General features: G+C 36.0%; 23 protein-coding genes. 12 read left to right on the top strand and 11 right to left on the bottom strand.

The features are described from left to right. Positions 1–12 precede the first annotated feature (12 nt). Positions 13–528: an RNA polymerase sigma factor gene (locus MKX78_RS06475; protein ID WP_095370107.1), complete on the top strand. Its 516-nt coding sequence runs from the start codon at positions 13–15 to the stop codon at positions 526–528. Between the two features lie 20 nt (positions 529–548). Here MKX78_RS06475 and MKX78_RS06480 read toward each other — a convergent pair whose 3' ends face one another. Continuing rightward, entirely contained in the window at positions 549–806 is a 258-nt protein-coding gene (locus MKX78_RS06480) for a hypothetical protein (protein WP_095370106.1), read from the bottom strand. Between the two features lie 132 nt (positions 807–938). On the opposite strand from MKX78_RS06480, the gene MKX78_RS06485 reads away from it, so the two are divergent. The 3 genes from MKX78_RS06485 to MKX78_RS06495 all read left to right on the top strand — a co-directional run bounded on the left by MKX78_RS06485 (position 939) and on the right by MKX78_RS06495 (position 3,119). Next, the gene (locus tag MKX78_RS06485; protein WP_341050299.1) at positions 939–1,853 is read left to right on the top strand and encodes a magnesium transporter CorA family protein; all 915 of its coding nucleotides are present in this window, start codon (positions 939–941) and stop codon (positions 1,851–1,853) included. 61 nt (positions 1,854–1,914) lie between these two features. Further along, positions 1,915–2,433, top strand: coding sequence for an acyl-CoA thioesterase (locus MKX78_RS06490; protein WP_095370104.1), 519 nt, complete (start codon positions 1,915–1,917; stop codon positions 2,431–2,433). Between the two features lie 353 nt (positions 2,434–2,786). Then, positions 2,787–3,119, top strand: coding sequence for an SCP2 sterol-binding domain-containing protein (locus MKX78_RS06495; RefSeq protein WP_095370103.1), 333 nt, complete (start codon positions 2,787–2,789; stop codon positions 3,117–3,119). 46 nt (positions 3,120–3,165) lie between these two features. Here MKX78_RS06495 and MKX78_RS06500 read toward each other — a convergent pair whose 3' ends face one another. Beyond that, entirely contained in the window at positions 3,166–3,666 is a 501-nt protein-coding gene (locus MKX78_RS06500; RefSeq protein WP_340978193.1) for a GNAT family N-acetyltransferase, read from the bottom strand. A 102-nt stretch (positions 3,667–3,768) separates the two neighbouring features. On the opposite strand from MKX78_RS06500, the gene cls reads away from it, so the two are divergent. Both cls and MKX78_RS06510 read left to right on the top strand, forming a co-directional pair. Further along, positions 3,769–5,289, top strand: a complete 1,521-nt coding sequence (gene cls / locus MKX78_RS06505) for a cardiolipin synthase (protein WP_095370101.1) — start codon at positions 3,769–3,771, stop codon at positions 5,287–5,289. Positions 5,290–5,586: 297 nt separating this feature from the next. After that, positions 5,587–5,871, top strand: coding sequence for a hypothetical protein (locus MKX78_RS06510; protein ID WP_095370100.1), 285 nt, complete (start codon positions 5,587–5,589; stop codon positions 5,869–5,871). Positions 5,872–5,983: 112 nt separating this feature from the next. Here the strand turns inward: MKX78_RS06510 and tatC are convergent, their stop codons facing one another. The 6 genes from tatC to mscL all read right to left on the bottom strand — a co-directional run bounded on the left by tatC (position 5,984) and on the right by mscL (position 10,791). Then, complete coding sequence (gene tatC, locus MKX78_RS06515; protein WP_224935404.1) at positions 5,984–6,709, bottom strand: twin-arginine translocase subunit TatC; 726 nt, start codon at positions 6,707–6,709, stop codon at positions 5,984–5,986. A 22-nt stretch (positions 6,710–6,731) separates the two neighbouring features. After that, positions 6,732–6,938 carry a twin-arginine translocase TatA/TatE family subunit gene (tatA, locus tag MKX78_RS06520; protein WP_095370098.1) on the bottom strand — a complete coding sequence of 69 codons (207 nt, stop codon included), beginning with the start codon at positions 6,936–6,938 and terminating at the stop codon, positions 6,732–6,734. Between the two features lie 25 nt (positions 6,939–6,963). Then, the gene (locus tag MKX78_RS06525) at positions 6,964–8,673 is read right to left on the bottom strand and encodes a GMC family oxidoreductase (RefSeq protein ID WP_095370097.1); all 1,710 of its coding nucleotides are present in this window, start codon (positions 8,671–8,673) and stop codon (positions 6,964–6,966) included. Between the two features lie 24 nt (positions 8,674–8,697). Then, on the bottom strand, positions 8,698–9,447 hold the full coding sequence (locus MKX78_RS06530) for a gluconate 2-dehydrogenase subunit 3 family protein (RefSeq protein ID WP_095370096.1): 750 nt from the start codon (positions 9,445–9,447) through the stop codon (positions 8,698–8,700). A gap of 135 nt (positions 9,448–9,582) precedes the next feature. Continuing rightward, positions 9,583–10,218, bottom strand: coding sequence for a Bax inhibitor-1 family protein (locus MKX78_RS06535; protein WP_322910032.1), 636 nt, complete (start codon positions 10,216–10,218; stop codon positions 9,583–9,585). 144 nt (positions 10,219–10,362) lie between these two features. Next, positions 10,363–10,791, bottom strand: a complete 429-nt coding sequence (mscL, locus tag MKX78_RS06540; RefSeq protein WP_095370094.1) for a large conductance mechanosensitive channel protein MscL — start codon at positions 10,789–10,791, stop codon at positions 10,363–10,365. A gap of 294 nt (positions 10,792–11,085) precedes the next feature. Here mscL and MKX78_RS06545 point away from each other — a divergent pair, with 294 nt between their 5' ends. Both MKX78_RS06545 and MKX78_RS06550 read left to right on the top strand, forming a co-directional pair. Continuing rightward, the gene (locus MKX78_RS06545; protein ID WP_095370093.1) at positions 11,086–12,165 is read left to right on the top strand and encodes a hypothetical protein; all 1,080 of its coding nucleotides are present in this window, start codon (positions 11,086–11,088) and stop codon (positions 12,163–12,165) included. A 531-nt stretch (positions 12,166–12,696) separates the two neighbouring features. After that, positions 12,697–13,116 carry a hypothetical protein gene (locus tag MKX78_RS06550; protein ID WP_341050306.1) on the top strand — a complete coding sequence of 140 codons (420 nt, stop codon included), beginning with the start codon at positions 12,697–12,699 and terminating at the stop codon, positions 13,114–13,116. 500 nt (positions 13,117–13,616) lie between these two features. On the opposite strand, the gene MKX78_RS06555 is transcribed toward MKX78_RS06550, so the two are convergent. Next, positions 13,617–14,849: an aminopeptidase gene (locus tag MKX78_RS06555; protein WP_095370091.1), complete on the bottom strand. Its 1,233-nt coding sequence runs from the start codon at positions 14,847–14,849 to the stop codon at positions 13,617–13,619. A gap of 198 nt (positions 14,850–15,047) precedes the next feature. Further along, positions 15,048–17,141, bottom strand: a complete 2,094-nt coding sequence (locus tag MKX78_RS06560; RefSeq protein WP_095373503.1) for a DNA topoisomerase III — start codon at positions 17,139–17,141, stop codon at positions 15,048–15,050. A 311-nt stretch (positions 17,142–17,452) separates the two neighbouring features. Here MKX78_RS06560 and hutH point away from each other — a divergent pair, with 311 nt between their 5' ends. Continuing rightward, on the top strand, positions 17,453–18,940 hold the full coding sequence (gene hutH, locus MKX78_RS06565) for a histidine ammonia-lyase (RefSeq protein WP_307319365.1): 1,488 nt from the start codon (positions 17,453–17,455) through the stop codon (positions 18,938–18,940). 52 nt (positions 18,941–18,992) lie between these two features. Here the strand turns inward: hutH and MKX78_RS06570 are convergent, their stop codons facing one another. Beyond that, positions 18,993–19,154, bottom strand: a complete 162-nt coding sequence (locus tag MKX78_RS06570) for a hypothetical protein (RefSeq protein WP_224935434.1) — start codon at positions 19,152–19,154, stop codon at positions 18,993–18,995. Between the two features lie 95 nt (positions 19,155–19,249). Between MKX78_RS06570 and MKX78_RS06575 the strand changes: the two genes are divergently transcribed. The 3 genes from MKX78_RS06575 to motB all read left to right on the top strand — a co-directional run bounded on the left by MKX78_RS06575 (position 19,250) and on the right by motB (position 21,385). Further along, positions 19,250–19,627, top strand: coding sequence for a DnaJ family domain-containing protein (locus MKX78_RS06575; protein WP_095370089.1), 378 nt, complete (start codon positions 19,250–19,252; stop codon positions 19,625–19,627). Positions 19,628–19,832: 205 nt separating this feature from the next. After that, positions 19,833–20,621, top strand: a complete 789-nt coding sequence (gene motA / locus MKX78_RS06580; RefSeq protein WP_095370088.1) for a flagellar motor stator protein MotA — start codon at positions 19,833–19,835, stop codon at positions 20,619–20,621. Beyond that, the gene (motB, locus tag MKX78_RS06585; RefSeq protein ID WP_341050308.1) at positions 20,618–21,385 is read left to right on the top strand and encodes a flagellar motor protein MotB; all 768 of its coding nucleotides are present in this window, start codon (positions 20,618–20,620) and stop codon (positions 21,383–21,385) included. Before motA ends, motB begins: the two co-directional genes overlap by 4 nt. Positions 21,386–21,444: the final 59 nt, after the last annotated feature.

Below are 21,444 nucleotides of genomic sequence, written 5' to 3' on the forward strand. Positions count from 1 at the left end.
CCCAGATGAAGTATGGAAGCAACAATTAACTACACATTCGAAAATTATGTGAGCGAGTATGCTCAATCATTATACAGATACATTTATTCTTTAATTAAACATCCCCAAAGAGCGGAGGATTTACTCCAAGAAGCCTTAATTTCAGCTTATTTAGCTTTCCCTTCCTTGAAAGAAGAAACAAATATTAAAAATTGGCTATATAAAATTGCATTAAACAAATGTAGGGATCAATGGAGAAAACAACAAAGTGAACGACAATTTTTAGAAGAGAGGCTACCTGCTCTATATGAGGAAGCCAAATCTCCAGGGGCCGATGAATTGTTTGTTAAAAAAAGTAATCGAGAAGAAGTAGAGAGGATTATCTTTTGTCTACCTGAAAAATATAAAGAACCACTATATCTTTATTACTTCGAACAAATGTCATTAAAGGAAATAAGTGAAGCAACAAAGCTACCTCTCTCGACAATTAAGACAAGGTTGAGGAGGGGGAAGGCAAAACTTCACCCAATGATTGTAGAAGAAAAATAACCTAAGGAGAAATCCCTAGGTTATTTTTCTTCTTGTTGATTATTATAATAATTAACGGAAGTCATAGCACCTTCACTGACCATTTCATTATCGCGGGTGTCTTGTGGATCGGGATGTCCGGCTTTCATTTCATATTGATTCTCACTATTAGTTGGAAGATAACTTTTCATTTTATGTGTGAGTGTCTGTAACTTTTCACGATTTTCCTTCTTAGCAAGTAATAGTAAACTTGTTACGCCAACTCCTGCAATAATAAAGTTCTTTGGACGAGATTTCATATTAACTCCTCCTTCATTTTATGGAAAGTTTATTTCTTGCATGTAATATAATTACCCGTTTTATTTATATATAAACATATGGTTTTGTTATGTTCATTTTCAGGGAATGTTAAAGTAGGAGGGTGAGAATGAATGGATACAAAAGAGATGAATAATTGGCGATGGCTTAATTTTTTTGAACCAGAAGCAAACAAACATCTAGTATTCCCTTTTTATAAAGAAGAGATAGAAATGTGGATTGAGCATATTTCCTCGCAAGAATCAAATCATCTCCATTTGCGTTCAACGGAAGGGAAAAGCTACATTTGTGGATCGCTCATTTATGAACAAAAGCTTAATCAACAAAATGAATATAAACTTCTCCATTATTTTCTAACAGAACATGTATTGATAACGAGTGAATTTGAACAGGATAGTCATATTAATGATGATATGATGGAAGCTGAAAATGCAGTTGCTGGTTTCTCTATTCTTTTAGCTGAGATATTAAAGAATAGTATTAAAAGAATTGATGATTTTGAGCTGAAATTAAACGATTTACTTTGGGAAATCAAACAAAAGAACAGTATTGATCGATTAGAAGAAATTTTTCAGTTAAGGCATGAAGTGTTAGTTTGGAAAAACTTTATGATTCCAATTATAGAATTATCGTTTGGTTTGGAAGAAGCATTTTCAAGAGAAATTGTTGAGACAAAGCATTATAAAAATATGAGAAAAAGATTAGAGAGAGGAAGTATGTTAACGAAAGAGTATATTGAAGAAATTGATCATCTTGTACATTTTGAAGAAATGGTATCCTCCCATAGGGGAAATGAAGTCATAAAAACTTTAACAGTTATTACGACACTATTTACACCAATTAGTGCATGGGGAGCTCTTTGGGGTATGAATTTCACATTTATGCCGGAATTAGATGAGAAATGGGGTTACGCAGGTGCATTAATCGTTATTATTCTATCTACTGTAGCTGTTTATATGTTGCTGGTGAAAAAAGGATGGACAGGGGACACACTCAGGCCAAAAAAGAAGAATTCATTTTTTAAATAACGGTAATGAGGTATGATATATAAAGGTATCCTTTGATACTTTTATGAAGGGAGAAAATAGTGTGAGTGAATCAAAGTTTTGTAAAGAATCATATGTTGTAAAAACAAGTATTGTTCAACCACCAGATACAAATGGACATGGGACGCTGTTTGGTGGGAAGTTAATGGCTTATATAGATGATATTGCTGGGATTGCAGCTATGAGGCATTCAAGAAAAGCGGTTGTAACAGCGTCAACTGATTCAGTTGATTTTTTACATCCTATTTACGCTGGTAATGCGGTTTGTTTAGAAGCATTTGTTACATATACAGGCAGGTCCTCAATGGAGATATTTGTAAAGGTTATTTCAGAAGATCTCTTAACAGGAGATAGAAATATTTGTGCACTATCTTTCCTTACAATGGTAGCACTTGGTGAAGATGGGAAACCAGCACCGATTCCTAAAATTGTACCAGTGACTGACGAAGAAATGAGTTTATATGAAAGTGCAAAAGAAAGAGCGGAACATAGAAAGCGTAGAAGGAAGGATAGCGAAAAAAGGGCACAAAGCTTTGGAACAGAACTACCGTGGAGAGAATAGATTCCTTTCTTTAGTGTAATAACACGGGTTATATGAATGAGTACTAAAAATAGCTTGCCAATTGGCGAGTTATTTTTTATTTGAAAAGAACTTCCTCATGTAAAATAAGAAAAATGAATAATTATTCATTTTAGGCAGGAAGATTCATTTACCACATAGAATATTAATAAAGTTACTGCGATGAAATGAAAGATTTCGAGGACAATTAGATACTGAAATCATTACCGCTATACTGTAATCCTATTGAAAAATCATGTGAATTTTAGAGTAACGAATTTCTTTCTATTTTATGTTTGCATTTCCATGTCCTTGCTACAGCTTAAGGTATTTTATTGATAAAAGGGAGGCTTAACATGTCTGTATTACTTGAACTTGAAGAAATGACGGATAAAATGAATAATCAACCAGAGTATATTGTAAATGAAAAAAATAGAGTGTTTCAAGTGGATTTAAAAGAAAGTGGCCCCATTCAAATTGTTTTATGCGATGGAAAGGTAAGTGTAATTGAAGGGGAAGCTGACGATCCTGCGGTTAAATTAAGAATGAGTGATAGTCACTTTTCTAGTCTATTAAAAGGTGATTTAAACACGACGGTAGCGTTTATGACAGGTGGTTTAAAGGTTGAAGGTAATGTTGGGTTAGCATTGAAGCTTCAGGAAATATTAAAAAAATATCAATCTTTATAAGAGGTAATGTTTAAGGCAGGCGTTCAAGTAAACACCTGCCTCAAACTCATTTTAATTGTAAGACCATATGAATTTCATCATAATAATGTCCGACCACTTTTAAAGCACGAGGTTCATGAGCATATGAGCGAAATCCTAGTTTTTTGTATAATTTTATTGCAGGTTGATTATCAGCCATGACAGTTAAATGTAATTGTTCAATAGTCGTACTACCTTGTGCTTTTTCTATGACCGTGTTCATTAATTGTTTTGCCATCCCAAGCCCTCTAAATTCCTCTCGTACAAATAAACCAACGATATGTGCTTTATGGCGCATTTTTAATTTACTTTCATATAACAAAGTGATGATGCCGCCTAATTTACCTTCATGAAAAGCACCGTAAGTGATTGCTTGACTAGAGAGCAATTTCTTTTCGATATCTAGTAATGATTGCTGTACTTCTTCTTCAAAACTAGAGGCGAAACTTTCTGGATGTTCTTTAAGTCCAATGAGACGTATTTGTTTGAAACTTTCGGCATGTTCTTTATGTAAAGGTATGACTTTCATTTTATTCTCCTCAACGTTTATAAAAATTATGATAGAGCTCGTTTCTTTAAATGAAAATTAGGGTACTAATAATAACAGCAACTTACGGGATGGGGCATGGTAATGAAAGGTAGAAGAAGAGTAGAGTTTTTATTTGTATTCATTCTGATGGTTACATTATATATCGGACTTTTTATGGCAACAAGTATAATGACTACGATAATGTGCCTTGTATTTTATAGTTTGGCAATATTAGTGATATGCTATTCCATTATGCTGGAAGATCGAACCCCACAGCATACATTATTATGGATGTATGTAATCGTATTCTTTCCGGTGTTTGGATATTTATTTTATTTATTTTCAGGGCAATTATATATGAAAGGGTATTTATTTAAAAGTAAACGTAGCAGAGATAGAGATGAATGGAAACGCTTAATGCATAGAGAAGAAGAACAAGACATATCATTCCTCCAAGATGGCCAGCTTCGATTTGCGGAATTTGCTAATCATTCATCATTAACTCCGATAAGTACGAAGTCTAAAGCAACCATTTTAAAAAACGGTGATGAAACTTTTTTTGAAATTAAGAGAAGGCTGTTACAGGCAAAAAAATTCATTCATATGGAATATTACATTTTTCGTTCTGATCGCTTAGGAAAAGAAATAATGAAGATATTGATGGATAAAGCCAAGCAAGGAGTAGAGGTGTTATTTATTTACGATGCAGCTGGGAGCTTAACACTGCATGCGGAAGATATCAACCAGATGTTAGATGCTGGCATCCGAGTAAAACCATTCTCGCCTTTAAAGTATGGTTTTTTTAATCAGAAATTTAATTTTAGAAATCACCGTAAGATTATCATCATTGATGGAGAAATCGGCTTTACGGGTGGATTGAATGTTGGAAATGAATATTTGGGTGAAGATAAGCAAATTGGATTTTGGCGAGATACCCATCTTTTATTAAAGGGTGAAGCTGTCTATATACTACACACGATATTTTTATTAGATTGGGAATATGTTGCTAATGAAGAGGTGTTGGATAAATATCGTAATGATAGGAAGCCTATACATAAAAAAGATGATGTGGTAGACGGAGCGCTTCAGGTCGTTGCCAGTGGACCAGATACGCAACAGGGTATTATGGGGGATTTTTATTATTCGATGATTTCGTCTGCTGATTATTCCATTTGGATTGCTACCCCTTACTTTGTACCAGATGAAGCCATTCGTACGGCATTAAGAGTAGCTGCGGCAAAAGGGATTGAAGTGAGAATTCTCGTCCCTGAAATCAATGATAGTTTTTTTACGCAATATGCTAGCCGTTCTTATTTTTCTGAACTTCTTCGCTATGGAGTAGAGATCTATTCATATAAAAAAGGTTTTCTTCATCAAAAAATAATTATTATTGATGGGAATTTAGCCAGTATTGGTACTGCTAATATGGATATGAGAAGTTTCCATTTGAACTTCGAGGTGAATGTTTTTCTTTACGGGACAAGTTCTATTAGAGATTTAGTTGCTCATTATGAAGATGATATGAAAGATAGTTTTAAAATAAGTCCGGTACAGTTTTACAAAAGAGGATTATTAGAAAGAACAAAAGAGTCATTTGCGAGATTATTTTCTGGTGTACTTTAATTCGGAACATTGTTTTGAACTGTTCGTAATCAAATGAAAGAATCGGAAGCTGGTTCTTAAATGCAAAAAGAAGAGCATCCATTCTTTCTTTGCTTTTGATATTAAGTTTAACTGGCTAGAATACAGTTAAGATTTATTTGAGAAGTTACATAGGGGAGTAGGTATCAGCTCGAATTGAAACAATAAATAGTAACATTTTTAACGTTGCTAAAATGGTTTCTTTACTTTTAAGCAAATTATTATCGTTTTCACTAACAATCCAATAGAATGGAGATATTAAATATTGGGGGTTCGCCATTGGAACTTATAGCTAGTCTTACTTATATAAAAGTTGTGCGTAAAATTGATTGGAATGTCCAAAAGTATGAGGAAATAGAAAGTGAAATCAAACTTTTCGATGAGAAAATTATATGGAGTGAAGACGAAATAGATATTCAAGCTGTTTTTGATATTTCATTTAGAGAATCGAAAAAAAAGCTAGGTACATTGTATTTACATACTAATCGTGGTGTATATCCTTTTTATATGAAAGATGTACCTAAGCATTTTATAGAGCAATATCGAAATCTAATTAAAAAATAACTAAGATTGGATTCCTCTTCATACAATCCTTGTTCCTTATTAGAGATTATTCCTTCATTTACCTATTTTAAAAATGTCCACGAGAATACTAACGTTTTCACTTATCAATAAACTACCCTTTATTTAACTCTGCTTCCATGACCAATCGTTTTCTATAGCTAATCTTTGAAAGAAACAGTCCAAGTTCATATAGTCCAATTAATGGAAAGAGTACGAGTATTTGTGAGAAAAAGTCTGGTGGCGTAATGAGTGCAGAAACGACAGCAAGCACCACATATGCGTATTTTCTTACTGACTTTAGCATTTCAGGGGATACGACCCCGATATTTGTGAGAAAAACTAGTAATAATGGAACTTCAAATAGAAATCCAAACGGAATAGTAGAAATCAATAAAAATGAGAAATATTCTCGAGCAGTAATCATCATAGAAAAATTACTTTCGCCAAGGTGCATGAGAAAGCCATAAATGGTTGGGAATACAATGAATAAACCAAATGATAAGCCAATGGCGAAACTACAAATAATTCCTGGAATGAACATGATCGAGATTTTTGCTTCTTTATCATTCAATGCAGGTCTAATAAATAGCCATGCTTGAAACGCAATGAAGGGAAGGGAAATGCCGAGGCTAATGCTACCGGCAATCCCTGTGTATAGTCTAATTACATCTAATGGCCCTAGCATGACGAGATCATAGTCATTAGCTAGAATGGGAATAAGGTGGTTAATAAACACTAAGCAAAGGATAAAACAAAAGGTAAAGAAGACAATCGATCGAATGAGCACTTTTCTTAAATCAGTTAAATGCTCCACTAGTGTTTGGTCATTATTCTCCATCTTTACGCCTCCATCACAGATGTTATTTAGATTCCTCTTCATTTTTAGCAGCCACTGTTAATGTTTCCTTGTCGCTATCGTCCATAATTTCTCTTGTCGATCTTTTAAATTCAGCTAATGTTTTTCCGAAAGCTGAGCCAATTTCAGGTAGTTTTTTTGGTCCAAATATAATCAAGGTGATGACAAGGATAATGATTAAACCTGGTATTCCGATATTTGTTAAACCCATTACAAATCAACCCCTTTCCTACTAATTAGGCGAGCATGCCACCTTCTTTGCTATATTTGAGGATACCTTCTGCTGCTCTGAATGCGAGTGCACCGACAGTTGCCGTTGGGTTATAGCCCCCATTATGTGCAAAAGCAGAGGCACCTACAACAAATACATTCTCAGCATCCCACATTTGCAGATAATTATTAACAGCAGATGTTTCCGGTTCAGCGCCCATAATAACACCACCTGTATTATGAGTTGTTTGATATGGCACAATATCATAACTTTCAAGATTCGAACGTTCATTTACTTTATCTGCGCCCATTTCAAGCATAATTTGATCTGCAATTTTGCCGATATAGTTATAAAGCTCTTTATCTTGTTTTGTAAAGTCGTAAGTTAAGCGAAGCAATGGTAAACCATAAGCGTCTTTGTACGTCGGATCAAGGTCCATAAAGTTATGTTGTACAGGCATGGAAGCCCCTTGTGTTCCAATATTGAGTGATCTTGTAAAATACTTGATAGATTGTGCTTTAAACTCAGCTCCCCAGTTTGGTGTACCAGATGGAACGGTATTTGAGCCAATCGGTCGTTTACCTGATTGATTAATGGAGATAGAGCCACCATGGATAAAGTTTAGATCTGAGTGATCGAAGTTATCACCATTATAATCATCAATTGTTGCACCTAATGCTCCTGCTCCCATAAAAGTGTTAAAGCGTTCTTCTTCAAAAAAGCCTGTAGAGCCAGGGAGAATCTGATAACAATAGTTCTTACCAATCACACCAGTCCCGTTTTCCGGGTTATAGGCTTTGCCTATTTTTGAATGTAGAAGTAGTTTCGTATTATTCATGACATAGCTCGTAAGAACGACTGTATCAGCCGGTTGAATGAATTCTTCTTTCGTTAATACATCTACGAATTTCACACCTGTTGCTTTTCCACCTTCATGTATGATTTCAGTTACATTAGCAAAATTGCGTATATCTACATTGCCTGTTTCCATAGCATAAGGAATGACGGCAACAGTTGGGTCTGCCTTTGCACCGTATTCGCAACCAAAACGTTCACAAAATGCGCAATATTGACAGTTAGCAATCTTTGCACCGTACATGTTCTCATATGGTTCACTTAAATTAGCTGAAGGCATATGGTATGGATGCATACCTAATGAGGTTGTTGCATCTTTAAACCGTTTGGTTAATGGTGTCTCTTTCATCGGTGGTGTTGGATATGGATTGGATCGTTCCGGTCCAAAATGAGCCTCTTCACCACTAATACCAGCGACCTTCTCATATTTATCAAAATATGGTTCCAATTCGTCGTATGTAATGCCCCAATCCTGAATTTGTAATCCTTTGATTTTACTTTCACCATATTTTTCAATTGTTTTTGATCGTATTTCAAAATCATAAGGCAAAAAACGGAAGGATTGGCCGTTCCAATGAACACCAGAACCACCAGAACCCTCACCTAATAGGAAAGAACCAAGTTGACGCATGGGAAGGGCCCTTTCCTTTTGGTTATTACGGAAAGTTAAACTTTCCTTTGATAAATCTTGCATTAATTCATAACGAATAGCATAACGAAGCTCATCGTGTACGACATAATAATCTTTCAAGCCTCTTTCTTTACCTCGTTCTAATCCAACAACCTTTAATCCTTCCTTACCAAGCTCGGCAGCAATAATGCTACCAGCCCAGCCCATACCGACGATGACGACATCGGTTTTAGGTAATTTTTCAGCCATTGTATTTCCTCCTATTCAATCCACTTATTTTGTATAAGAATGTAGGGCTTGTGGTTCAATTTCCATAAATTCATCTGATTCAATTTTGTCGTAATAACTCATTTGATGCCCAGGATAGTTTTTCATTTTCCAGCCTTCCATATTAATATTTCCTCCATATGCAGGGTCAGCATATACACCTTCAATCGTGGCTGCTCTGAGAATATTAAAAAAGGTTTTGGATGTTACTCCTTTGAGCTCAACCTCATCATTTTGGAAGGAAGTTAAGATAGCATCTTGTTGTTCGCCTTCCAAGTCAGGGAAATTCTTATCGTGTTTTTCATTAGCCACTTTTTGCAGTGCCTTTATCCCGGTATCAAATACTTCATGTCTCTTAAGAGGGGATTGATAACCTTGGAAGTTAGAGCCTGGAAAGAATGGTCCTTGCATATATTCACGAGCATTGTTCCCCCAAGAACCAGCGAGCGAGTGATCTATATAATAGGCAACGCCTAATTCATCAGCTCCTGGACCGTTATCATCACTTGGGAAAATTCTTTCAGAAGCAGCGACTAAAACGGCAAACATTTCAGGGTTTGTAAAATAAAGAGGTGCTTGTAGATAGCTGGTTCCTTGATGTTCCCCTTGTGTATTTGTACCTTCTTGCTCATCATTCATATTGGCACCAATGAGCCCACCGATAATTCCTCCACCGACAAGTCCACCTGCTACGTATCCAGAGTTTCTAATAAAGCGTCTTCTTGACATTTTCTTTTCAGAGTGTTGTTCTGCCATTGGAAAAAAAACCTCCTTTTTTCGTATTATGTTTATAAAGTGTTCCGATTATCCAGATTTATTCATTTTTGGGCATAAAAAAAACGACAGAAAGTAATCTGTCATTGTCGTTCTTCGTTTTTATAATGTTACTTGTTATTTTCTATCTTTCAGTAAACCAATTAGTCTAAGTAAGTTTAAGAAGAGATTAATAAAATCTAAATACAAATTCAAAGTGTAAGTAGGGATTTGACTTTTTTTAATACCGTATTTTTTCAAACGGTTAAAGTCATATAGAATATAGCCACTGAATATGAGAACACCTATAAATGAATATATGAGTAGTGAAGTGTCATCTAATGGCCAAAAGATTCGTATGATAGCAATAATGATAAAGGCAAGTAATGCAATTGATAATATACCGCCTAAAAAACTAAAATCTTTCTTTGTAATAGTGGCATAGCTCGCAATAAAAATAAAAATGATAGTTGTTGCTATGAGCGTCATTAGTATCGTTTGCATACCTATTGAAGACACATATTGATGTAGAATTGGATAAATAGACAAGCCAGATATAAAGGTAAATAAGAATAAGAAAAAGTAGGAAATCCCCTTTTTTCGTCTAAGAAAAAAAGCGATGATTAACATAATTACTTCAATTATCTTGATCGGTAGAAAATACTGGCTTGGAACAACTGTACCAAGAAAGACCCCAATAGTGGCAATAGCAAGAGAAATCATAAAAATAATAATAACACGACGAAAATATTGTTTTTGAATAGATGATGGCATTGGACCACTTCTTTCTATATAAGATTAGCTGTGTGAATAGATGCATGAGCATTTATGTGGCAAATAGGAAAAAGAACAAATGATATGATGAGATGTCTATCATTTGTTCTTTTTGCCACTCATATAAATATTCCTAGATTTTATTTAGGACTCATGATTTTGTTTTTTTGTTATATCAAGTGAGTTCTGCTCTTGTTTTTGCAACAAGTCACGAATTTCGATTAGTAATTCTTCTTTTGCATCTTTTTCTGGCGGTTCAGGCGTACTCTCTTCTTCTTTCTTCCTAATTCTTTTATTCATAAATTGGACAAAAAGAAAAATGGAAAAAGCGACAATCAAAAAGTCGAAAACGGTTTGAATAAATTGTCCATATAGTATAACAGATTCCCCAAATGGAGGGGAATAAGAGAGTTTTGTGAAATCGACTCCACCGATAAAGATTCCAAGAATAGGCATAATCAGATCATTCACTAGAGAAGTAACAATTTTTCCAAAAGCTGCCCCTATAATGACCCCGATTGCCAGGTCTAACACATTTCCTTTCATAGCAAATTTCTTAAATTCTTGTAACATAGCAAAAAATCCCTCCAAATCAAAAAGTAGTTCTTATGTTGAATTCTTTAAGAAACATTGTATATAAATATTTAAACATAGTAAACGGGAGAAATCAGGACATTAAGTTTACTTTACGATTATTTATTCTGTTTGTAGTATTGTTTCAGATTTGTTACAATTTAGAATGTCAATAAAGAAATGTATGATAGCTTAAAAATAGAATTGACGACTAGTCTTTCATAAAAAGGACTTTACTTAGAATATTAAGCACTTGGCAAGGGCCAAGTGATTTTTGTTGATAGGGAGATTTAAATGAAGAAATATTTATATATATTAATGTTAACTACTCTCATGTCTGGTTGCATGAATGAGTCAAAGGTGAATAAACAAGAAATGGAGCCAAGTTCAACTGTTGCTCATGAAGCGGATGAAGTAGAAAAACAACAGGTGGCAGTCCTTAAAGAAAATGCCATTTACGAAACAACAATGGTGGATGGGGAAAAAAGTTATGAAGTATATATTTCCTCAAATCAAGATGATAGCAATCAATATTCATTTTTTGTTGCTGAAGAGAACGGCAAAATGGCATATAGCCAAGAGCTTGCCTATGAGAAATTCAATAAAAATAATATCTATTCACTGAATACAAATAAACAAACTCTTATTATATTATCACTTGAAAAGAGTGAGGAAGTATCGTCACTTCGAGTTATTTCAATGGACCAAGGGATATTAAGAGAGGTACCGATTGAAGGTGGAGAATTGCTTAACTTAACAGATAGAAAACTTAAATCCTTAAGTCAAAATGTCCTTCAATCGGCCTATCCGGTTAATCAAAATGAATCGATTTTTCTCAGCTGGGAATTACAAAATGATCCATTAGTCCTTTCACTCCATGATGAAGCAACGGTAACTGAAGATTCTGGTGCTTATCAATCATTATTAGATCAGTCTTGGATGGATATTTGGAGCGAGACGGAAGAAGTGTTTTATCCTTATGAAAATATTGAGTTGACTAAAGAAGTAATTGAAAGAGCGAAAATGGGTATACCTATGGGTGGCCCTTATCCAATTGGTACGAACATAGAAGACATTAAAAAATCTAACCCTTATTACATTCAAGAGGGAATACTTCATGGTCAACAGTATTTAATGTATCCAGAAACAATCTACTACTATAACAGAGAAGATGGGGCTGTATCTACAGTTGCCATCCCAGGGGAAAGATTACAATCTTCATTAGCAGATCTCAAGAAGTTATTAGGAGATCCAGTTAGACAAGAAGAGGAGAACGGTTTAATCTATTCTGAATTTCTTGCTGATAAATATGTTCTTAAAACCTATACGGATGAATCAGGAGAGATCAAGCAAATCTCATTAAGTAAGCAATAAAACATTATATTTTGATCATAGGTAGGCTGCGAAATTTTTAAAAACAAGATAGTAGCAGCCTATTTGTGCTGCCTAAATTCAAAGGATTCTGGCATGGTAAGTCACTCAGAAAGAAAAACAGAACTGAGCGCTTTGCAAAAGGGTGTAGCAAGTCACTCAGAGAGAAAGCAGAGAGTGAGCGCTTTGTAAAATGGATTAGCAAGTCATTTAGAGAGAAAAGAGAGAGTGAGCGCTTCGCAAAAAGAGTTTGCAGGTCACTCAGCAAGAAAATAAGAACGGAGCGCTTTGAAAAAGGGATTAGCAAGTCACTCAGAGAGAATAAAGAGAGTGAGCGCTTAGTAAAAGGAGTTAGCAGGTCACTCAGCAAGAAAACAAGAACTGAGCGCCACGCAAAAGGGAACAGCAAGTCACTCAGAAAGAAACTAGAGCATGAGCGCTTTGCAAAAGGAGTTAGCAGGTCACTCAGCAAGAAAACAAGAACTGAGCGCCATGCAAAAGGGATCAGCAAGTCACTCAGAGAGAAAGTAGAGAGTGAGCGCTTTGCAAAAGGAGTTAGCAGGTCACTCAGCAAGAAAACAAGAACTGAGCGCCACGCAAAAGGGATTAGCAAGTCACTCAGAGAGAAACCAGAGCATGAGCGCTTCGCAAAAGGAGATTGCAGGTCACTCAGCAAGAAAACAAGAACTGAGCGCCGCACAAAAGGGATTAGCAAGTCACTCAGAGAGAAAGCAGAGAGTGAGTGCTTTGCAAAAGGAGTATGCAGGTCACTCAGCAAGGAAACTAGAACTGAGCGCCACGCAAAAGGGATTAGCAAGTCACTTAGAGAGAAAAGAGAGAGTGAGCGCTTCGCAAAAAGAGTTAGCAGGTCACTCAACAAGAAAACAAGAACTGAGTGCCACGCAAAAGGGATCAGCAAGTCACTCAGAAAGAAAAGAGAGAGTGAGCGCTTAGTAAAAGGAGTTTGCAGGTGACTCAGAAAGAAAACTAGAACTGAGCGCCGCGCAAAAGGGAACAGTAAGTCACTCAGAAAGAAACCAGAACATGAGCGCTTCGCAAAAGGGATTAGCAAGTCACCCAGAGAGAAACTAGAGAGTGAGCGCTTTGCAAAAGGAGTTTGCAGATCACTCAGCAAGAAAACAAGAACTGAGCGCCGCGCAAAAGGGAACAGCAAGTCACTCAGCAAGAAAATAAGAACTGAGCGCCACGCAAAAGGGATTAGCAAGTCACTCAGAGAGAAACCAGAGCATGAGCGCTCCGCAATAATCTGTTCCTCAAATAGCAATATTACTTAGAGTAGTAGGAATAACAATAAAGTATGATTCACAAAAAACAGAATGCTCAGGGGGCGTGCTTGCTCATTCACAAAAGATATTGTATCCCCAAAAAATCACGAAAAGTAGACCCAAACGCTAGCGTTTGGGTCTGAAGAGTGCTCACGCAATATTTCTTTGTTAAAATGCCCAATCTCCTTTACGGAATACAGGCTCAGTTGTACCATCTTCAAGGATACCGTCAATATCCATTTCAGAGGAACCGACCATAAAGTCTACATGGGTGATACTTTCGTTTAATCCGTTTGTTTCTAGCTCTTCACTATTCATTTTTTTGCCACCTTCTACACAGAAGGCGTAGGCGCTGCCGATAGCGAGGTGATTCGATGCATTTTCATCAAATAATGTGTTATAGAAAAGAAGGTTTGATTGAGAAATTGGTGATTGAAATGGTACAAGCGCGACTTCACCAAGATAATGAGAGCCCTCATCTGTCTCAACTAGTTGTTTTAAAATAGCTTCGCCTTCCTCAGCTTTATAATCAACTATTCTTCCATCTTTAAAAGTAATGGAGAAGCGGTCAATAATGTTACCACCATAACTAAGTGGTTTTGTGCTTGCGACAGTGCCATTTACACCATATTTATGTGGCACTGTGAACACTTCCTCTGTTGGCATGTTTGCCATGAATTCATGACCGTTTTCATTGACGCTTCCAGCACCAACCCATAAATGTTTTTCTGGTAATTCAATCGTCAAATCTGTTCCTGGTGCGGTGTAATGTAATTTTTTATAACGTTTTTCGTTTAAGTATTCTACTTTTTCATGTAATGTTTGATCATGATCTTTCCATGCTTGGATAGGATCATCTAAATCAGTTCGTGTTGCTTTAAAGATAGCATCCCATAGTAAGTTGACTCGTTCCTCTTCTTTTGCGTCAGGGAACACCATATTCGCCCAAGCTTGAGAAGGTGCGGATATTACTGTCCAACTTACTTTATCTGTTTGCACAGCTTTACGATATTTTGCTAATGCTTGACCTGATGCTTTTTGGAATGTGCTGATTTTCTCAGGGTCAATTCCTTTCAGTAAGTCAGGGCTAGAAGAGACAATCGCAATAAAAGCTGCTCCGTTTTCTGCTAATTCTTCCGTTTCACGCGCACGCCATTTCGGATACTCTTTAAAGGAATCAATCGGTGCTAATTCATACTTTGTACGAGAAACAATATCATCATTCCAGTTCACAATAACTTGATCAGCACCAGCTTCATAAGCATTTTTTACAATTTTTCGAACCAATTGGGCAGAATCAATAGAAGTATTGATGACTAATGATTGACCTTTTTGAATATTGACACCCACTCTAACTGCTAATTCTGCATATTTGTCGAGCTTTTCTTCAAAAGTACTCATACTATGTACACTCCCTTTGTCAAAAACTTCTTACTTATTGTAACTTTTCTATAGGAAAAAAGAAACTTTTTATCTTTATGACAAGATAGAGGGAAGAACTACACGGTTTACATGGTAAAACATAAGCAAGAAGTTGTTCATGATATAACAAAAAAACTGCCAAAACAGCAAGATTCTTACTGGATTGACAGTGTATGTTTACTCTTTATCTTCCATTGCTTGTTTTAACAAGTCACCAAGGCTCGTACCGAATTGATCATTTTTAGCAGAGTATTTCTGAACAAGCTTTCTTTCTTCACGTTTATTGACTTTTTGTTTCTTATCTGCCGCTTTTTCAACCACATTACATTTGCGACATTGGAAGTATGTTCCAGCTTTCCCGTTGTGAACTTCCATCTTTTTATGACATTGAGGACAACGACGATTAGAAAGCTTTGGATCTTTTCTTTTTCTGAAGTTACAATCCAGACTCGAACAAACGAGGATTTTCCCATCTTTCGTATTCCGTTCTTTTAAGAAAGAGCCGCATTCAGGACATTTCGATCCGGTTAAGTTATGGGCGCGGTAAGATTTATCACTTTTCTTTACTTCGGATACTATTTGCTTCGTTTGTTGTCTAATTTTCTTTAGAAAGTCATCACGTTTTGCTTTTCCATGTGCGATGGCTTCAAGTTCTTTTTCCCACTTAGCTGTTAATGCTGGGGATGTTAATTCATCATTTACAAGATCCATTAACTGCTTCCCTTTTTGGGTGGAATGAAAGCGCCCGTTTTGTCTTTCTACTACTTCTGATGAGATAAGTCTTTCGATAATTTCGGCACGCGTTGCAGGTGTACCTAAACCAAATTTCTCCATCCCTTGTAACAGATCGGCTTCACTTAAGCGAGCAGGGGGCTCTGTTAATTTTTTTATCGTCTCGACTGTATGAACTTGCAGCTGTTTCCCTTGTTGTAACTGATTCAACGCAGTCTTTGAATTTTGTTCATTCGTAGATGAATGGAGCGTTTTAAACCCTAAGTCAATGATATGGGTTTCTTTAGCTACGAACGTTTCACCAGCTATATCTAACTTTAATAGTACACTTTCATATTGATATGGCGGATAAAATAAAGCAAGGAATCGCTTAGCAATGATATCAAATAATTTTTTCTCATCTGTTGATAAATCACTGAGATGTACTCTTTGTTCCGTTGGTATGATAGCATGATGATCCGTCACTTTACTATTATTAAATACCTTTTTGGCTAGTACCTTACCCTTTTTCGCAAGCAAAGGTTTTACTTCTGTACTATAAGAACCAGCAATTGCCTCTAATCTTTCCATCATTGTACTTTCCATATCGCTTGTTAAATAACGAGAGTCTGTACGTGGATACGTTACGATTTTATGTTGTTCGTATAATTTTTGCAGTACAGATGATGTTTTTTTAGCTGAGAAGCCGAATTTTTTATTGGCATCGCGTTGTAGCTCAGTTAAATCATATGGAAGTGGTTGTGCTTCACTTCTTTCTTTCCGAGTAATCGATTGCACTGTTGCTTTTGCTTTTGCTGTTTGTTTTTTAATCGTTTCAGCTTGATCACTATTAAAGATTCGTTTCTCACCATTGTTTTCCCATTCTGTTTCTAATACGCCCACTTTTGCATGAATCATCCAATAATCCTGTGGGGTGAATTTCTGGATTTGTTTCTCACGATCCATAATAAGGGAAAGCGTTGGAGTTTGCACTCTACCAGCAGAAAGAGGTTCTTGATACTTCGTTGTTAATGCACGTGAAATATTTAATCCGATGAGCCAATCTGCTTCAGCTCTGCAAACAGCAGAATCATATAAATTTAAAAAGTCTTTCCCTGGTTTAAGGTTTTTAAATCCTTGTTGTATTGCTCGATCGGTGACAGATGAGATCCAGAGGCGGTGGATTGGCTTTTTCCATTTAATCTTCTCTAAAATCCATCTAGCAACTAACTCACCTTCACGCCCAGCATCGGTTGCGATAATAAAGTCTCCTACATCATTTCGCTTGGAAAGATGCTCGACCGTTTTAAATTGATGACTTGTTTGCTTCATTACCTTGATGCCCATTTTATCAGGAATAATTGGCAGGTCTTCTAGTTTCCATTGTTTGTATTTGCTATCGTAATGTTCGGGCATCTTGAGTTCTATTAAGTGACCAAGCGCCCATGTAACAATATAATGCTTGCCTTCTATATAGTTTTTATGCGACTGATTGCATCCTAATACTCTGGCTATTTCTCTGCCGACACTTGGTTTTTCGGCTAATACTAATGATTTCATATTTTCTCCCTTCCAAAAAAAACAATCTCCTAAACTAAAGGGTCGTTAATTATTATAGCGGAAAATGGAATGAATTTATATGGGTTGCTCTAGTGCTTTATTTTGCTAACATGGTAACCAGGTAGAATATGGTAAAAATCAATTGACATGAGTAAGCACCGCTTTATAATATAGATATAAGACAGATCAAATAGGTGAAGTATCATGAACGTAAATAAGAATAATTTTATTTTAATAAAAAGACCCAAGTATCATTTCGGTGATACTCGGGTCTTTTCTTTATTTTGCTAATGTGATAAGGAGGTAATAAGATGATTGAATTAACAGGGGAACACCTGACGATAGAGCAAGTGAAAGCGGTGGTCTTTCACGGAGAAGAAGTTAATATTGCCCGTATGAGTATAGAAAATGTAGAAAGAAGTCATATGGCTGTAAAGAGAATAGTTGCGGAAGGTAAAACTGTATATGGGATTACGACTGGTTTCGGAAAGTTTAGTGATGTTCATATTGATCGCAAACATGTAGAGGAGTTGCAGATCCATTTAATACGCTCTCATGCATGTGGAGTGGGTGAGGAGTTCTCAGAGGAGGTCTCTCGGGCAATGTTATTGTTAAGGGCTAATGCGCTTATAAAAGGGCATTCAGGGGTTCGTCTTGCATTAATTAATAGACTACTTACTTACCTTAATCAACGTATTCATCCTGTCGTTCCTCAGCAAGGATCCTTAGGTGCGAGTGGTGATTTAGCACCACTATCCCATTTAGCACTTACACTAGTTGGTGAAGGTGAAGTCTTTTTCAATGGACAAAAACAAAAGAGCGCAGAAGTACTACAGGCATGTGATCTTACTCCGCTGACTTTAGAAGCAAAAGAAGGTCTTGCGTTGATTAACGGTACGCAAGCTATGACCGCTCAAGGAGTTATCGCCTATATTGAAGCAGAAAACTTAGCTTTTGAAAGCGAAAAGATTGCAGCTATATCGGTAGAAGCATTAAATGGAATAATCGATGCATTTGATCATAAAGTACATGAAGCTCGTGGTTATCCTGAACAAATCGCAACAGCAAAACGAATGAGGTCATACTTAAGTGGTAGTAAGTTAACTACTGTTCAAGGAGAAATGAGGGTCCAGGATGCCTACTCTATAAGATGTATTCCGCAAGTGCACGGTGCTACTTGGCAAGCACTTAACTATGTGAAAGAAAAGCTCGAAATTGAAATGAATGCTGCAACAGATAACCCTTTAATCTTTGATGATGGAGAAAAAGTAATTTCAGGCGGGAATTTTCATGGTCAACCAATTGCGTTAGCTATGGATTTTTTGAAAATTGCGGTTGCTGAGTTAGCGAATATATCTGAAAGAAGAATAGAAAGGTTAGTTAATCCACAACTCAATCAATTGCCCGCTTTTCTTAGCCCAGAACCGGGGCTGCAATCAGGTGCCATGATTATGCAATATTGTGCAGCTTCACTCGTGTCAGAGAACAAGACACTGGCTCATCCTGCTAGTGTTGATTCTATTCCTTCTTCTGCTAATCAAGAGGATCACGTAAGTATGGGAACGATTGGTGCAAGGCATGCCTATCAAATCATAAAAAATGTAAATAAAGTTATCGCAATTGAATTGATTTGTGCTATGCAAGCGGTTGAATTTAAGGGAATAGATAAAATGGCTAATCATACCCGCTCACTATATGAACAAGGTCGAACAATTGTACCAACAATTAACCAGGATCGTATTTTTTCTAACGATATCGAAAATTGCACAGAGTGGCTAAAAATTAAAGCTTATCATTAACTTTTTTTATAAAAAAGGCTGTAAGCCCTAAGGTTACAGCCTAATAAAAATATTAACGGTTTTCACTTTGTTCAATGCGATTTTTAAAGGCTTCTTGAACGACTAAAAACTCCTCGTCTTCTTGAGCTTCAGTTGATTTTTCTTTTTGATATTGTTCATTAAACGCACCTGGATGCTGTTTGTTCTTATGATTAAAATGTTTACCTCTTGACATAGTGAATCGCTCCTTTCCATTTTATATTTCCCTTCATTCGTTAGGGATATGTAACTGCATGGAGTATAATAAGATGAAGATGAGGTGATAATTTAATGGATTTATTCTCAATTTTAGCAGAAGAGAAAATCAAACAAGCGCAAAGACAGGGAGAGTTTGCTCATTTAAAAGGGCATGGTAAGCCTTTACCGAAAGATGAACTAAGCGGGGTACCAGAATCTCTAAGAATGTCTTATAAAATAATGAAAAATGCAGGATATACAACAAAAGAAATTGATCTTAGGAAAGAGATGCTAACAATTGAACAATTAATTGCAAGTTGTGAGAATGAAGAGAAAGAAGGAGAACTAAAAAAAGAGCTGAATGAAAAGAGGTTAAAATTTCAAGCATTGTTATCAGAAAGAAAAGTGGCAACAAACACACAAATTTTCAAAAATTATGAACAGAAAATCGAAAACAAGCTTTTTAAATAACCATACAAAAATGATGCTATTCATTCATTTTGTGTGGTTTTTTTATGTATATAAACACAAAAAGACAAATAGGATAAAAGACCTTATTAAGTTACTTCAATTACATAGAAATATGTCGAAATAAAACAAAGAAACCAGTATCTGATAAAAAAGTAATGAGTAAAAAGTTTTGAAGTAAGTATTTTTTGAAGTAGGTGTGATAAGGATGGATAAAACAACTTGGATAGGTGTCATATTAGGAATTATTGCAGTTGTGTTAGGTATGTTTCTAAAAGGAGTAGGACTGGGTGTATTAGTAAATCCCGCTGCCGTTATGATTATTATCGTTGGAACAGTAGCGTCTGTTTTAATCGCTTTTCCAGTCTCTGAAGTGAAAAGAATACCTAAAATAATGAGCGTCATATTCAAAGAAAGAGAGACATTACCGATGTCTCAAATTATTAGCCAATTTGCTGATTGGGCTCAGCTTGCACGAAAAGAGGGGTTGTTATCATTAGAAGTAAGAATAAATGAAATCAATGATCCCTTTTTGAAGAATGGTTTATCACTAGCAGTGGATGGACAGAGTGCCGATTATATTAGAGACGTATTAAATGAAGAAATTGATGCAATGGAAGAGCGCCATCAATCGGCAGCGCAAATATTTTCTCAAGCAGGAACATATGCCCCCTCACTAGGTGTATTAGGTGCAGTAATTGGATTAATTGCGGCATTAGGAAATATGAGCGATATTAACGCTTTAGGTGAAGCAATAAGTGCTGCATTTGTGGCAACGATGTTAGGTATCTTTACGGGATATGTATTGTGGCATCCATTCGCAAATAAGTTAAAGAGGAAATCTAAAATAGAAGCTAAACATAAGAGGATGATGATAGAGGGGATTTTATCTATTTTGGAGGGAGAATCTCCACGTGTGATTGAACAAAAACTATCTTCCTACTTACCAGGAAAAGAAAGAAAAGAATTTCTAGATGAAGGAAGCAAAGAATCATGACTAGAAGGAAGAAGAAGAGTCACGAAGATGAGCATGTTGATGAATCCTGGTTACTGCCTTATGCGGATTTACTTACATTATTAGTTGCTTTATTTATCGTCTTATTTGCTTCTAGTGCAATCGATGTTCAAAAGTTCCAAAAAATGTCCACAGCTTTTAATGAAGTTTTTTCTGGAGGTAATGGTGTAATTGATTTTCCTAGCCCAATGCCAGAAGGAAGTATGGCCCCTCAAAAAAAAGAAAGTGTGTCAGCTAGTCAATTGTCTGGTCTATCTGATGAAGAACAAGATACTGAGGAACTTAAAAAGTTAAAAGCCAAAGTTGATCACTATATTATAAGTAATGATATTACTGATAAGTTTGAAACGGAGCTTACAACTGAAGGCCTGCTTGTGACGATTCGAGATAGTGTATTATTCTCTTCAGGTAGTGCAGAAGTGAGAACTAGAGATATACAAACAGCAGAAGAAATCTCTGATCTACTTGTGATGAACCCTCCAAGAAATATTATTATTAGTGGCCATACGGATAATATACCGATACGAAATGCTAATTTTGAGTCAAACTGGGAACTAAGTGTAATGAGAGCTGTCAATTTCATGAAAGTGCTTTTACATAATCCAGAGCTTAATCCTGAATGGTTTAGCGCCAAAGGGTTTGGTGAATATAAACCTAAAGAATCGAATGAAACGGTTACGGGAAGAGAAAGAAATCGTAGAGTAGAAATTTTAATACTTCCGAGAGAACTGACAACCAACAGATAAACTTTGAGAAAGTTTATCTGTTTTTTTATGAGAAATAGTATAGCTATAATTAGAATTTG

Source organism: Cytobacillus sp. FSL R5-0569 (assembly GCF_038007265.1).
Classification (GTDB): Bacteria; Bacillota; Bacilli; order Bacillales; family Cytobacillaceae; genus Cytobacillus; species Cytobacillus kochii.